This window comes from Novosphingobium sp. FG137, from assembly GCF_057809735.1.
Map to the genome: position 1 here is coordinate 294,146 of NZ_JBMDKN010000001.1, position 14,285 is coordinate 308,430.

A 14,285-nucleotide genomic window follows, 5' to 3' on the forward strand; every position below is an offset into this window, starting at 1 on the left:
GGTAGGGGCAGGAGCATGACACAGACAATTCTCGTGGTGTTCGGCACGCGGCCGGAAGCGATCAAGATGTTTCCGGTGGTGCATGCACTTGCCGCCGATCCCGCTTTTCGCGTCGTGACCTGCGTCTCGGCGCAGCACCGCGGCATGCTCGATCAGGTGCTGGCTATCGCCGGGATCGTGCCGGATCATGATCTTGATCTGATGAAACCCGACCAGACGCTCGACGGCCTCACCGCTGCGCTGCTCACGGGCCTGGGCGGGGCGATGGACGCTGAAAAGCCGGACTGGGTCGTGGTGCAGGGCGATACCGCCACCGCGATGGCCGGTGCGCTGGCGGCCTATTACCGCAAGATTCCCGTGGCCCATGTCGAGGCGGGGCTGCGCAGCCACAATATCTATCACCCCTGGCCCGAGGAGGTGAACCGCAAGATCATCGGCACCATTGCCGCGCTACATTTTGCGCCGACCGAGACCTCTGCTGCGGCGCTCAAGGCCGAGAACGTGGCCGCCAATGCCATCCACGTGACCGGCAACACCGTGATCGATGCGCTGCAATGGGTGAGCGCCCGGATCGAGGCCGAACCTGCACTGGCAAGTGGTCTTGCGGGCCTTGAGGCACGGTTCGCGGGCAAGCGGATCATCGGCGTCACTAGCCACCGGCGCGAGAATTTCGGCGGGGGACTGGAGGCTATCGCCGAGGCGATTCGGCAGATTGCCGCGCGCCCCGATGTGGCGCTGATCTTCCCGGTCCACCCCAATCCCAACGTGCGCAAGGTGATGGAAGGCGCGCTGGGCGACCTGCCCAACGTCGCGCTGATCGAGCCGCTCGACTATCCGCACTTCGCGCGCCTGCTGGGCCTGGCCGAAATCATGCTCACCGACAGTGGCGGCGTGCAGGAGGAAGCGCCCGCGCTCGGCAAGCCTGTCCTCGTCATGCGCGAGACGACCGAGCGGCCCGAGGGCGTCGAGGCCGGCACGGCGCGGCTCGTGGGCACCGACACAGGCCGGATAGTTTCCGAAATCTTTACTCTGCTCGACGATAAGGCTGCCTATTCGGCAATGGCGCGCGCGCACAATCCCTTCGGGGACGGGCACGCCGCGCAGCGTATCGTGGAGCTCTTGGGGAATGTCCGCTAAAATCGGAAATGGCGATCAGAAGCCGCAGGTCTGCGTTGTCGGCCTCGGCTACATCGGACTTCCCACTGCTGCGATCATTGCCCGTTCCGGCTGCCCGGTGCTCGGCCTCGATGTGACGCAGCACGTGGTCGACACGATCAACCGCGGCGAAATCCATATCGAGGAAGTCGATCTCGATGGGCTGGTGCAGGGCGTGGTCCAGCGCGGCCTGCTGCGCGCATCGACCCAGATCGAACCCGCCGACGTTTTCGTCATCGCGGTGCCGACACCGTTCGCAAAGGACGGTCACCACACGCCGGACGTATCTTATGTTCAGGCCGCTGCCAGCGAAGTGGCAGGTGTGCTCAAGCCCGGCGACGTTGTGATCCTCGAATCGACCAGCCCGGTGGGCACGACCGATGCAATGCGCGATCTGATGGCTGGCCTGCGCCCGGATCTCAAGTTCCCCGGCCTGACGCGCGAGACACCGGACGTGTCGATCGCCTATTGCCCCGAGCGCGTGCTGCCGGGCCGCATTCTGGAAGAACTCACCAACAACGACCGCTCCATCGGCGGCATTACCCCCCGCTGCGCACGCAAGGCGCTCGCCTTCTACAAGCGCTTCGTCCGGGGAACCTGCATCACCACCGACGCGCGTTCGGCAGAAATGACCAAGCTGGTCGAAAACGCCTACCGCGACGTGAACATCGCGTTTGCCAACGAGCTTTCGATCGTGGCGGACCGCATGGGCCTTGATGTGTGGGAAGTGATCCGGCTGGCCAACCGCCACCCGCGCGTCAATATCCTGCAGCCGGGGCCTGGCGTGGGCGGGCACTGCATTGCCGTCGATCCCTGGTTCATCGTGGCGAGCGCGCCCGACGATACCCCGCTGATCCGCACCGCGCGCGGGGTTAACGACCAGAAGATGCACCACGTGATCGCGCGGGCCACCGAGCTGATCGAAGCGCAGCCCAATGCTCGCATCGCGTGCCTCGGCCTCGCGTTCAAGGCCAACATCGACGACTTCCGCGAGAGCCCGGCCCGCTTTGTTGCAGCGCGGATCGCTCGCAAGTACGGCAATCGCGTGAGCATCGTGGAGCCTTATGCGAACGCGCTGCCAGTCGAATTCACCGACACCGGCGCAAGCCTGATCGATCTCGACGATGCGCTGGAGACCTGCGACCTGCTGGTCGTGTTGGTCGATCATGACGTGTTCAAGGTCGTCCCGCTCGCTGAGCGCAGCGGCAAAGTGGTCTACGACACGCGCGGCATCTGGCCGGACCAGCCGGATGCGGAGAGCGTCAGCACCGCGCTGCGGCTCGCCAGCTGAGCTCATGCGGGCGAGCCTGCCCGTGGCCGGAAGGATCGCCATGAGACTACCCCTTCGGCTGGCCGCCGGTCTCGCGGTCCTCGGCACCATCGGCTGCAGCGGCCTCGGCAGCGAATCGAACGCGCAAACGACAGCGCGCGGCGCCGGCACTGGGCAGCAGACGTCTGTGCCGCCGCTTCAGCCAGTGGTCCCGCTGGAGCTGCCGCCGCCGCGCACGCTGGCCGAATATGCCACACACGATGCGACCTACCCGTCCTACATGCCGATGCAGGGGCTGCGCCGGCCCACCAACAGCTTCTTCGTGAAGTGCGATGCCTCGCAGGCGGCAGGGCGCGAGGTCTATCAGGGCAACGATGTAGCTTCGCTCTATGGCCGCGCCGAAGGCGGCCTCGAGTTCATCTACGAAGCCCGCGACCGGGCTGGACGGCCTTGCGTCTACCCCTTTGCGCCTAGCCTGCCGGACATCGTCGGCAACCTCGATGGCACGCAGTACATCTTCCGGTCGTCCATTCCCGGCGAGCGGGTGACGTTTCGCAGCGGCGATCAATGGGCTGTCCTGCGCATGCGTGCGCTGGAAATGGGCCGAAGCCGCATTCATTTCGAAATGCGTGACATCGAGCTCGATTTTCCCGGTGCGATCCAGCCGATGGGCGCGCTGCATCTGGAGACGTTCGGAGGTGCGCCGCCCGGCCTGTTCACGGCGGTCATCCGGCGATCGCGGCTGTTCGGCGGCAAGAACGCGATCTTCGTGCCCAGCGGTGAGACCATGCTCTATGCCGAAGACAGCGAGATCGAGGGCAATGTCGGCACCAACAATGATCAGGAGCACAGCACCTACATCAACGGCACGCTGGTTTCCCATTTCCGCAATGTAAGCTGGAAGGGCCAGCTGGGCTGGAGCAATATCGCAAGCGGGCACCAACTGAAGGACAAGGCCTACTTGCGCATCTACGAGAACGTGCGCGTGTCGAACGCCCCGGGCCGCGGTTCGCCTTCGGCGATGCCGCTTATCGATGCGACTTCGTTCGGGTTTACCTGGGCGAACAACCTCCGGATCGATCGGGTCGCGCCGCTGCAGGAGCCGCGCGATGCGCTCGTCGATCTGCGCAGCGAGATCCTATACGGCAATCCGCAGCACTATCCCTGGCCAGTGATTGCCACGTCCGAATGGCGGATGCCGCCTGCGGCGCTCGGCGCGCTTGATCAGGTGTACCTGTCGGTGTTCTTCAACACCGAGGTGCACAGCTTCCGCACCGAGCCGTATGTCTTCGCGCTGCGTCCATGGGGACGGGGGTTCACGCCCGGGACTGCAACGATTGCAGGCGAGGGCCTTACGACTCGCGCTGAGCAGCGCGCTGTCTCGCTCGCATTCGGCACGCGCGGGACCTTCAGCAAGGTCTACTCCGCAGATGGCTGGACATACGCCAACCCGAGGCTTTCGGACGAGATGCTATGGGTGGCTGACCGCGACGCCTTCATCCGCCATGCGCTGGGGCTGATCGGGCACTAGGCCGCCGGTGCGCTCCAGCCAGCGGGCGCGGATCGCATCGCTTGTGTCGCGGCTGCCATCGTGGCTCCAGCCGGGCTCGCGCACCAGATAGGCCAGCTTATAGCGCCACGGGGCCGCCGCAAAATCCTTCGCTATGCCCTTCCATTCGTGGAAAACGCTGTGGAGCAGATTGAAGGTGCCGAGCTGGCGGATCACCCCGTAATGCGCCGGTTCTTCGTCGAGCTCGGGCTGGAACGTGCCGAACAGGCGATCCCAGAACATGAACACGCCGGCGTAGTTGCGGTCGAGATAGAGCGGGTTCGTCGCGTGGTGGACGCGGTGGTGCGAGGGGGTGTTGAACACCCATTCGAACCACGCCGGCATGCGGCGCACGGCTTCGGTGTGGATCCAGAACTGGCCGACGGTGTTGGCCGCGCCGGCAGTCAGCAGCATTTCCGGGGGCACGCCCACGAACGCAGGCCAGATGCGGAAGACAAAGGAAAGCGCGATAAAACCCGTCCAGGTCTGCCGCAGCGCCGTGCTTAGATTATAGTGCTGGCTGGTGTGGTGGTTGACGTGCGCTGCCCAGAACCAGCGGACGCGGTGGCCGGTACGATGCGCCCAATAGTAGTTGAAATCATCAAGCAGCAGCACCGCAATCCACGACCACCAGGCATAGGGCACGGTGGCAATGCGGTGCGCGTAAAGCCAGGTTGCGGCGGCGTAGATCGCGCCTAACACCAGCGCACCAGCGATCGTGCTGCCAAGGCCCATCAGCAGCGAGGTCAGCATATCGCGCGCTTCGTAAGCGTCTGGTGCATGGCGGCGCGCCCATGCGATCTCGATCAGGATCAGCGCGACGAATGCCGGAACCGCATAGGCGATCACGTCGATCGGATGGGTGATCGGCGTGCCGAGCGCGGCGATGACCGAGGCCACTGTCTCGTTCATGCGCGTGTTCCCAGTCGGCGCAGGCTGGCGGCCCAGATTTGCGCCTGATCGCCCAGATCAAGGGTGATGCTGCCAAAATGCGGATCATCGGTTGATAGCGTGATGAACCCGCGATCGAGCCGCGCGCCTACATGCGACGAAAGAAGCCGCCCGGCGAACTTCGCACCGTGCCGGCGGATGAGCATTACCTCGCCGGTCGCATTGCGCACCAGCGCGCCGATGCGTGCGCGGTCGAGCGCGACATCGACCGGATCGAACCCGCAGCGCGCTTCCTCGGCAAGGGCGCGGGCCTCGGCTTCATCAGCTATCCGCACGTCGCTGCCCATGCCGAGCGCGCGCACGATCACGAAGACCAGCAGCACGGCTGCAAGCGAACCGATCGCCTGCAAGGCAATGCCTGCGCCGGGGAGCGCAAGGAAGGCGTCCAGTGCCATTGCGCGGATCGCCTGCCTCAGCGCGCCTGCGCGGCGAGGAAATCGAGCTGCGGCGTGATCGGGCTCACGTCATAGCCTGCACCTGCGGCATGGGCTGCAATCGCATCCGGCGTCATGCCCATCTTCGCTTGCGCCAGTGCCCAGAGCAGCGTGGAGCGGGTGCCGGAGCGGCAATAGGCCAGCACCGGTTTGTCGCCAGCTGCAGCAAGGGCCGCTTCCATCGCTTCGACCTGCGGCATGGAGAAGCCCGCATGTGTGACGGGGATCGCGACATAGGCGATGCCAGCTGCGTTGGCAGCGGCTTCGATTACGGCACCTGGTGTCTGGTCCGGGGACTCGTCTTCAGGCCGGTTGTTGATGATCAAGCCTATGCCCAGCGCCTGAGCTTCAGTCACGTCCGCAAGCTCGATCTGGGGGCTAGCGAAGGTCTTGTCGTCGATCTTGCGAAACATGAGGTTATCTCTCTCCAGTGCCGCCGCACCGTTCACGCCGTTGCGGTGTTGTCCCTATGACTTGCGCAAGCGGGGCGCCAGTGGCCGTCATCCCGGCGCACGCGGCCCATACCGAACGGACAGCCGAAGGCGAGGACAAATGCATCACATCAGCTTTGCCGAAAGCCTCCGGCGAGGGCAAGTGCCGCCTGAACATGGTAGAAAGGCCACACCCATCTGCCGCCAAGTCCTCCCAAGCAACGAATCCGTTCGCGCTGGAGCCTTTTGTTGGTTATAGTCTCAAGTGCAGAGGATCAGGCGAGCGGAGTCTCGCGCATTTCCCTTGTTGTGCCGTCGGCAGCCGCGTCCGGCTTGCGGCACCCAGGAAAGCAGGGGCGGAACGAAGGTTTATTGGTTTTTATGGGTTTTGACAGAGGGCGGCGGGGTCGCGGACGCGACAAGCGCGATGGTTTCGGTGACGAGGGCGGCTTCGACCCTTACGGCGGCGGCGGTGGTTTCGGCGGCGGCGGCTTTGATCGCGGCGGCTTCGGCGGCGGCGGTGGCGGTCGCGGTGGTTTCGGCGGCGGTGATCGCGGCGGCTTCGGCGGTCCCCGCGGCGGCGGCATGCCGGCGCAGGTCGTCGGCACCGGCAAGGGTGTGGTGAAGTTCTTCAACGGTCAGAAGGGCTTTGGCTTCATCCAGCGCGAAGACGGCGGTGAGGATGTGTTCGTCCACATCAGCGCTGTCGAGCGTGCAGGCCTTGAAGGTCTTGCCGAAGGCCAGCAGCTCGAGTTCAACCTCGTTGATCGCGGCGGCAAGATCTCCGCAGCCGATCTGCAGGTCGTGGGTGACGTGATTGCGGTCGCGGCCAAGCCCGCCGCGCCGCAGCGCCAGCTGACGGGCGAGAAGGCTACCGGCACAGTCAAGTTCTTCAACGCCATGAAGGGCTTCGGCTTCATCACGCGTGATGATGGCCAGCCTGACGCGTTCGTGCACATCAGCGCGGTCGAGCGTTCGGGCATGCGCGAGCTGAACGAGGGCGACAAGCTCGAGTTCGATCTCGAGGTCGATCGGCGGGGCAAGTACTCGGCGGTCAACCTGACGCCCCGACAAGACTGAGATTGGTGCGGGGTCCTTCGGCCTATGGCCGAAGCCCTGCGCCACCGGCATTTTTAGATGGCGGCCCTTCGGGGTCGCCATTTGTCGTTTACGACAACACTCCCGGCACAGCGGGAGCCGAAGCAGGAAGGAAACGTGTCATGTCGATCACCCCGTTGATGCCCGTCTATCCCCGGTGCGGCGTGCGTCCGGTGCGCGGAGAGCATTGCCATCTGATCAGTGAAGACGGCACGCGCTATCTCGATTTCGCCAGCGGCATCGCGGTCAACCTGCTCGGCCACAGCAACGAGCACCTGATCGGCGCGATTCAGCGGCAGGCAGCAACGCTGATGCATGTCTCCAATCTCTACGGTAGCCCGCAGGGCGAGCATCTGGCCCAGCGGCTGGTAGACCTGACGTTCGCCGATACGGTGTTCTTCACCAATTCGGGTGCCGAGGCCGTCGAATGCGCGATCAAGACCGCGCGCGCCTATCATCAGCATGCCGGCAATACCGAGCGCTATGAGCTGATCACGTTCAAGAACGCGTTCCATGGCCGCACGATGGCCACGATCAGCGCCTCCAATCAGGAAAAGATGCACAAGGGCTTCCTGCCGTTGCTCGAAGGCTTCCGCTATGTCGACTTCGACGACCTCGAAGGGGCGCGAGCAGCGATCGGGCCGAATACGGCGGGCTTCCTTGTCGAGCCGATCCAGGGGGAGGGCGGCATCCGCGATGCTTCGCCCGAATTCCTCCAGGGCCTGCGCGCTCTCGCCGACGAGCATGACCTCATGCTGATCTTCGACGAAGTGCAGTGCGGCGTCGCCCGCACCGGCGATCTCTATGCCTACGAGCAGTACGGCGTGACGCCCGACATCATGGCGAGCGCCAAGGGTATCGGCGGCGGCTTTCCGCTTGGTGCCTGCCTCGCGACCGAAAAGGCCGCACGCGGCATGGTGATCGGCACCCACGGCAGCACCTATGGCGGCAATCCGCTGGCGATGGCTGCGGCCGAAGCCGTGCTCGATGTGGTGGCTGAACCCGCCTTCCTCGCGGACGTGAAGGCAAAGGGAGAGCGGCTGCGCGGCCGGCTCGAGCAGTTCATCGGCAACTACCCGGACATGTTCGAACTGGTGCGCGGGCGGGGCCTGATGCTCGGCGTCAAGATGAAGATCGAGCCGCGCGCGTTCGTCGCCCACATGCGCGACAACCACCATCTGCTCACCGTCGCAGCGGGTGACATGACCTTCCGCGTCCTGCCGCCGCTGGTGATCGATGACAGCCACATCGACGAATTCATGGAGAAGCTCTCGGCCGCAACTGCCAGTTATGCGGTCGAAGCCGTGCCGGCATGACCCGGCATTTCCTCAGCCTGAGCGACGCCGGCGGCGATGCCCTCGCCGCCATTCTGGGTGATGCCATGGACCGGAAGGCGGCGCGGCGCGCGCTGCCCAAGGGTCAACACGATGCCGATGCGCCGCTCGCCGGCCGGGTCCTCGCCATGGTGTTCGAGAAGAACTCGACGCGTACGCGGGTCTCCTTCGACATCGCGATCCGCCAGCTTGGCGGCAGCGGCCTCGTGCTCGACGCCGGGACCACGCAGCTCGGCCGCGGGGAGACCATCGCCGATACGGCCCGTGTGCTCAGCCGCATGGCCGATGCCATCATGCTGCGCACCGATAATCACGCGAAGCTCGAGGAACTGGCGCATTACGCCAGCGTGCCGGTGATCAATGGGCTGACCGATCTCTCGCATCCCTGCCAGATCGTCGCCGATCTGCAGACCCTGCTCGAACATGGCAAGGCGCTGCCCGGGCTTGAGGTCGCGTGGCTTGGTGACGGCAACAACGTGCTCAACTCGTTTGTCGAGGCGGCGGGGCTGATGAAGTTCAACGTCCGCATCGGCGTGCCCGAGGGGTACGACAGCGATCCCGCATTCATCGCCGCAGCGCGCGGCGGCGGTGCTCGCATCGATACCGTTCGCAGCGCGGCGGATGCCGTGCGCGGCGCCGACGTTGTCGTGACCGACACCTGGATTTCGATGGGGCAGGCCCATGCCGAGGCCAAGCTTGCGGCGATGACCCCGTTCCAGGTGAACGCGGGCCTCATGGCGCTGGCGAAGCCCGATGCCGTCTTGCTGCACTGCCTGCCCGCCCATCGCGGGGAGGAAGTGACCGACGACGTGATCGATGGCCCGCAATCGGTCGTGTGGGATGAGGCAGAAAACCGCATCCACGCGCAGAAATCGATCTTGCGCTGGGCGTTCGGGCAGCTCTGACCATGTCGGATGATGCCGCTTCTGCCGGGACGACCGGCTTTGACCAGGTCCTGACTTTCACTGTGCCCGAGCGTAATGCGCGCGGACGCATCGTGCGCCTTGGACCTGTGCTCGATGCTGTGATCGCGGCGCACGCCTATCCTGCGCCGATCCGCCACCTGCTGGCCGAGGCGATGGTGCTGGCAACGCTGCTTGGTTCCCTGCTCAAGGATGAGCAGAGCCAGCTGACGATGCAGGCGCAGACCCAGGATGGCGTTATCGACCTGCTCGTCTGCGACTACCGCAGCGGCGAGCTGCGCGGCTATGTCCGTTTCGACCGCGCGCGGCTGGACGAACTGGGGCCCAGCCCTACGCTGCACGCCCTGTTCGGGGATGGCTACCTTGCCATCACTTTCGATCTCGCGGCGACGGGGCAGCGCTATCAGGGCGTCGTTCCGCTTGAGGGAGAGACACTTGCAGCGGCCTGCGAGAGCTACTTCCTGCAGTCGGAACAGATCCCCACATTGATCCGCCTCGGTGTGCGCAGCGATTCAGCTGGCTGCGTCGCGGGCGGCATGCTGATCCAGCACTTGCCAGAGGGTGAGGAAGGCCGTGAGCGGCTCCATGTCCAGCTCGATCATCCGGAATGGGAGCACATGCGGATCATGGGCGGTTCGGTTTCACCCACCGAACTGGTCGATCCAGACCTCGATCTAGAGACGGTCCTCTGGCGGCTCTTTCACGAAGAACGCGAGGTGCGCGTGGAACGCGGCAAGCAGATCGTCAAAGGGTGCCGCTGCAGCAGCGACTACTATCGATCCGTACTGGCGCGCTTCGGGGCGGCAGAGCGCGCAGAGATGCGCAATGAGGAAGGATTGATCCTCGTCGACTGCGCATTCTGCTCGAAGGTCTTCGAGATTGATCTCGACTGATACCACCGATTCGGTTCGTCGCTGACGAAGAACACTTTAACGCAGCCAGATTCCGCGTATACTGCAAGCAGCGGTCCGGCATGGTGTCGGGGCGCCTTTTTGGACGCGCCTGCCAGATGGACCGCCTGCTGCGCACCCTAACCGAAGTCTCGGCCCGCCAACTTGTCCGGCTGGTTGGTGGCGGCGCCTTCATGTCGCTCGTGTTTGTCGCACCTGCGCTTACGGCGCAGCGCCCTTCGCTTGCCATGCTCGACCAGCTCAAGCCGGGACAATGGGAAGTGCGGGATCGCGATCTCGCCGGCGGCCGCAGCAGGCTGTGCATCGAGAACGGTCGCCGCTTGATCCAGATTCAGCATATGCGCGAAGTCTGCCGCAGCTTCACGGTGCAGGACACTGCGGACACGGTAACGGTCCATTACACCTGCCCGGGCAATGGCTACGGACAGACATCCGTTCGCTATGAAAGTGCGCAGCTCGTGCAGTTGGAAACGCAGGGTATCGCACACGGCGTGCCGTTCAATTTCCGCGCGGAAGTGCGGCGCATCGGCGCATGCACATCCTGATTGCGCGCTGAGGATTGCCACAAGCAGTTCATGGCTTTAGCTCTGCTACATGGTCGCCGAAGCCGTTTCCCGGGAAAGCCCGCTCGCCGTTGTCCTTCTCTCGGGTGGGCTCGATTCGATGGTCTGCGCCGCCCTCGCGCGTGAGCAGGGTTTCCGTGTTCTCGCGCTGACGATCGACTACAACCAGCGCCACCGGGTCGAGATCGAGGCGGCGCGCGGCATTGCTTCAGCGCTGGGCGTAGAGCGCCATGTCATTCTGCCGCTCGATCTGCGCCAATTCGGTGGATCGGCGCTGACTGCTGATATCGCGGTGCCGAAAGACGGGGTGGGCGACGACATTCCGGTCACTTACGTGCCGGCCCGCAATCTCGTCTTCCTCTCGCTGGCCCTGGCATGGGCTGAGGCGGCTGGGTCATCAGACCTCTTCATCGGGGTCAATGCGCTCGATTATTCGGGCTATCCCGATTGCCGGCCGGAATTCATCGGCGGCTTCGAGAGTCTCGCCCGGGTCGCCACCAAGCTTGGCGATCAGGGCGGTACCGTGCGGGTTCACGCCCCGCTCCAACACCTGAAGAAAAGCGAAATCGCGCAAGAAGCGGCCCGTCTCGGGCTCGATCCTGGTGCCAGTTGGTCGTGTTACGATCCGCTGCCCGATGGACGGGCCTGCGGCGTGTGCGACAGCTGCCGTCTGCGGCGCGCGGGATTCGATGCAGCCGGGATAGAGGATGGCACCAAGTATGGAGATGACGGATAAGCCGAAGCAATGGTTCGGCGTTGACCGCTATAGTTGGTACGCGCTGTTTGTCCTCGTCATAGTCTACATCATCAACTTCGTGGATCGGCAACTGCTGACGATCCTTGCGGTCGACATCAAGCATGATCTTGGCATCTCGGATGCCCAGTTCGGCTTTCTCTACGGCACTGCATTCGGCGTTTTCTACGCCTTGTTCGGCATCCCGCTTGGCAAGCTGGCAGACCGCGCCATGCGCACACGGGTCCTTGCTGCCGGCCTTGCCCTCTGGTCGATAATGACCGCGCTTTCCGGTCTCTCACGCAGTTTCCTGCAGCTGGGCGCCGCGCGGATCGGCGTCGGCGTGGGCGAGGCGACTGCGGGGCCATGTTCCTATTCGCTGCTGGCGGATTACTTTCCCGCACACCGCCGTGCGACCGCAGTGGCGATCTTTTCGTCAGGCATTTACCTCGGCGGCGGCTTTTCGCTCTACATCGGAACAGCGATCGCCGGGGGCTGGAACCACGCCTTTCCGCTGGGGGAGCGGCCATTCGGCCTCGCTGGCTGGCAGGCTGCGTTTCTTGCCGTTGGGCTTCCCGGCCTTGCTCTTGCGTTCTGGGTGCGCAGCCTGCGCGAGCCGCTTCGTGGACGCTTTGAGGCACCCCAGGCTGAAGGTGCGCCTCGTCCCGCCCCTCAACCCGCGACGCTTGCAGCCTTCGTGCGCGATCTGGCAACTATCGTCCCCCCGTTCACCCTGCTGGCTGCTGCCCGGCGCGGCCGCACGGCCTTGTTCGGCAATCTCGCCATCATGGCCGGTCTGGGCTTGCTTGGGACAATCCTGTCAGTGCTGATCGGCGATCCGGCACAATGGATTGCGCTTGGCATCGGGACTTATGCCATTGCTTCCTGGGCGGTTGCCCTGCGCTACGATGATCCCGAAGCCTTCCAGGTGATCTGGGCCTCGAAGTCGGTCGTGGGCCTCAACCTCGGCTACGGGCTGATGTGTGTGATCACTTACGCCAATTCGGCATTCGGACCTTCGCTGGTGATCCGCGAATTTGGCGCATCAGCCGGTGCCGTGGCGCTGATTGTCGGCGGATCGGCAGCGATTGGCGGCGCGTTGGGCGTGATCGCCGGCGGAGCGCTGGGAGACCGCCTTGCAGGCGATCGCTACCATTCCCGGCGCATCCTCGTGGTAATCGCGGCGCTGCTCACGTCGCTGGTGCCGAACTGCATCATGCTGGCGACCCATTCGCTTACGGTCGTCTACTTCTGCGTGTTCCCGATGTGGTTCCTGGCAAGCTGTGCGCTGGGCGGTGCAGCGGGAACGATCGTGAACATTGTCCCGGCGACAAGTCGTGCCACTGCAACAGCGGCATTCTTCCTGTTTGCGACCATGGTGGGCCTTGCACTCGGGCCTTATGCGGCGGGCAAGATCTCGGGTGCGTTCGGTGCCAATCTGCGCATCGGGCTTGCCGGTATTCTTGTCGTCGTGCCTTTCGCACTGGTGGCTCTCGAAGTGTGCCGCCGTGATCTGGTCAGCCGCGAGCGCTAGGGCCGCACCCCAAAGTCAGCTGACATCACCTGGTGGGTAATCGCCCCCGCACGCCATAGATGCAAGCAGCTCGCAGGCCTTGGCCGTTTTATGCAGCGCATCATCTTCGCCAAAAGAAAAAGGGGGCCGGATTGCTCCGGCCCCCCAATTCCAATCGGCAATTTGCCGAAGCTTACATGCCCGAACCCGGACCGTACGTGATTTCCACGCGGCGGTTCTGAAGTTCGCGCACGCCGTCCGCGGTCGGAACGCGCGGGTTGGCTTCACCGAAGGCCTGGTTGGTGATCGCGCCATCGGGGATGCCGTGGGCGGTCAGGTAGCCGCGGACCGAGTCGTTGCGACGCTGCGACAGGCCAAGGTTGTACTTCGGCGTGCCCGAACGGTCGGTGTAGCCGGCCAGCATGATCGGAACGCTGGCGCAGTTGCCATAGGCCGTAACCGCGTTGTCCAGAATGGTCGCCGCTTCAGGCGTGATGTTCGACTTATCCCAGTCGAAGAACACGATGTAGGGCCCCTTGTTGCAGACCGGCGCCGGCGGAGGCGGCGGAGGCGGCGGGGGGGGCGGCGGCGGGGGCGGCGGGGGCGGAGCGGGCGGTTCCGGCATCGGCGCAGGCTCAGCGCCGCCGAAGTTGTAGGCCAGCGTACCGAGCAGCGAATGCGAGCGCCAGCGGCCCATAAGGTCCTGACCTGTCAGCGCGCCGTTGCCGACGACGTTGACGTTGCTCACGCTGAAGTAGCGATACTTCAGACCCACATCCCAGTGCTTGGAGAGCGGGGCGCGAACACCTGCGATTGCCTGCCACGCGAACTTGGTAGCCGAATCGTCCACACCGCCGAAGCCGGCCGTCGCGATGGAGTACTTGACGTTCGCAACGCCGACACCGCCGCCGACAAAGCCCTGAAGGCCATCGTCGCCGCCGAAGTCGAGCAAGCCGTTGACCATGTAGCTGAGAGCCTGCGAGCGGCCACCCAGCGTACCGGAAGCGCGATCAACCGTGGCGCCCGTGCTGTCGGTGATGCGGTCAGCGCGTGCACGGCGATAACCGACTTCGGTCTCAAGGCGGAAGCCGCCGAAGTCGTAACCCACGATACCGCCAACGTCGTAGCCGGTATCGCTCTTGAGGTTGGCCGCGTTAGCGACACCAGCGATGGCCAGATCAGTCCTTTCGACGATCATCGCGCCAGCATCGACCTCGACGTACCAGGAATCTTTCTTGGCGAGTGCCGGCGTTGCGAGCGCCGTGGACGCCAGGGCCAAGCCCACGAGCAGTTTCCGCATTCTCATTTCCCCTTTATTCGAAGTCATGCCTCGGGTGTTCTCGCCATTAGCGGCTCTCGTTTTTGCTTGCAAGCAAACGTGAGTGCGGGATGTTGCCAAAAGGCAACTAAAACCAGACAT

General features: G+C 64.4%; 14 protein-coding genes. 10 read left to right on the forward strand and 4 right to left on the reverse strand.

Annotation, left to right across the window (positions count from 1 at the left end; translation table 11 throughout):
• Positions 1-15: 15 nt before the first annotated feature.
• From wecB to ACODS2_RS01230, 3 genes are read left to right on the forward strand one after another with little or no spacing between them, the layout of a single operon-like run.
• Positions 16-1,137 (forward strand): non-hydrolyzing UDP-N-acetylglucosamine 2-epimerase, encoded by a 1,122-nt coding sequence (gene wecB / locus ACODS2_RS01220; protein ID WP_488997229.1) that lies wholly within the window; start codon positions 16-18, stop codon positions 1,135-1,137.
• Entirely contained in the window at positions 1,127-2,446 is a 1,320-nt protein-coding gene (wecC, locus tag ACODS2_RS01225; RefSeq protein WP_488997230.1) for a UDP-N-acetyl-D-mannosamine dehydrogenase, read from the forward strand. The genes wecB and wecC overlap by 11 nt, the downstream gene beginning before the upstream one ends.
• Before the next feature lie 40 nt (positions 2,447-2,486).
• Positions 2,487-3,956 (forward strand): hypothetical protein, encoded by a 1,470-nt coding sequence (locus ACODS2_RS01230; RefSeq protein ID WP_488997231.1) that lies wholly within the window; start codon positions 2,487-2,489, stop codon positions 3,954-3,956.
• Here ACODS2_RS01230 and ACODS2_RS01235 read toward each other — a convergent pair.
• The 3 genes from ACODS2_RS01235 to ACODS2_RS01245 are packed head-to-tail and all read right to left on the reverse strand — an operon-like array spanning position 3,897 to position 5,772.
• On the reverse strand, positions 3,897-4,886 hold the full coding sequence (locus tag ACODS2_RS01235; RefSeq protein ID WP_488997232.1) for a sterol desaturase family protein: 990 nt from the start codon (positions 4,884-4,886) through the stop codon (positions 3,897-3,899). The two genes, ACODS2_RS01230 and ACODS2_RS01235, sit on opposite strands and share 60 nt — an antisense overlap.
• Positions 4,883-5,320 (reverse strand): hypothetical protein, encoded by a 438-nt coding sequence (locus ACODS2_RS01240; RefSeq protein ID WP_488997233.1) that lies wholly within the window; start codon positions 5,318-5,320, stop codon positions 4,883-4,885. Before ACODS2_RS01240 ends, ACODS2_RS01235 begins: the two co-directional genes overlap by 4 nt.
• A 17-nt stretch (positions 5,321-5,337) precedes the next feature.
• Positions 5,338-5,772 (reverse strand): protein tyrosine phosphatase family protein, encoded by a 435-nt coding sequence (locus ACODS2_RS01245; RefSeq protein ID WP_488997234.1) that lies wholly within the window; start codon positions 5,770-5,772, stop codon positions 5,338-5,340.
• Positions 5,773-6,171: 399 nt separating this feature from the next.
• Here ACODS2_RS01245 and ACODS2_RS01250 point away from each other — a divergent pair, with 399 nt between their 5' ends.
• From ACODS2_RS01250 to ACODS2_RS01280, 7 genes are all read left to right on the forward strand, one after another.
• Positions 6,172-6,870 carry a cold-shock protein gene (locus ACODS2_RS01250; RefSeq protein WP_488997235.1) on the forward strand — a complete coding sequence of 233 codons (699 nt, stop codon included), beginning with the start codon at positions 6,172-6,174 and terminating at the stop codon, positions 6,868-6,870.
• A gap of 140 nt (positions 6,871-7,010) precedes the next feature.
• Positions 7,011-8,204, forward strand: coding sequence for an aspartate aminotransferase family protein (locus ACODS2_RS01255; protein WP_298174811.1), 1,194 nt, complete (start codon positions 7,011-7,013; stop codon positions 8,202-8,204).
• Positions 8,201-9,127, forward strand: coding sequence for an ornithine carbamoyltransferase (gene argF / locus ACODS2_RS01260; protein WP_488997236.1), 927 nt, complete (start codon positions 8,201-8,203; stop codon positions 9,125-9,127). Before ACODS2_RS01255 ends, argF begins: the two co-directional genes overlap by 4 nt.
• A 2-nt stretch (positions 9,128-9,129) precedes the next feature.
• Positions 9,130-10,038, forward strand: coding sequence for an Hsp33 family molecular chaperone HslO (gene hslO, locus ACODS2_RS01265; RefSeq protein ID WP_298174809.1), 909 nt, complete (start codon positions 9,130-9,132; stop codon positions 10,036-10,038).
• A 116-nt stretch (positions 10,039-10,154) separates the two neighbouring features.
• On the forward strand, positions 10,155-10,601 hold the full coding sequence (locus ACODS2_RS01270) for a DUF3617 domain-containing protein (RefSeq protein ID WP_488997237.1): 447 nt from the start codon (positions 10,155-10,157) through the stop codon (positions 10,599-10,601).
• Between the two features lie 49 nt (positions 10,602-10,650).
• Positions 10,651-11,355: a 7-cyano-7-deazaguanine synthase QueC gene (queC, locus tag ACODS2_RS01275; RefSeq protein WP_488997238.1), complete on the forward strand. Its 705-nt coding sequence runs from the start codon at positions 10,651-10,653 to the stop codon at positions 11,353-11,355.
• Complete coding sequence (locus ACODS2_RS01280) at positions 11,345-12,886, forward strand: MFS transporter (RefSeq protein ID WP_488997239.1); 1,542 nt, start codon at positions 11,345-11,347, stop codon at positions 12,884-12,886. The genes queC and ACODS2_RS01280 overlap by 11 nt, the downstream gene beginning before the upstream one ends.
• A gap of 172 nt (positions 12,887-13,058) precedes the next feature.
• Here the strand turns inward: ACODS2_RS01280 and ACODS2_RS01285 are convergent, their stop codons facing one another.
• Positions 13,059-14,165, reverse strand: a complete 1,107-nt coding sequence (locus tag ACODS2_RS01285; protein WP_488997240.1) for an OmpA family protein — start codon at positions 14,163-14,165, stop codon at positions 13,059-13,061.
• Positions 14,166-14,285: the final 120 nt, after the last annotated feature.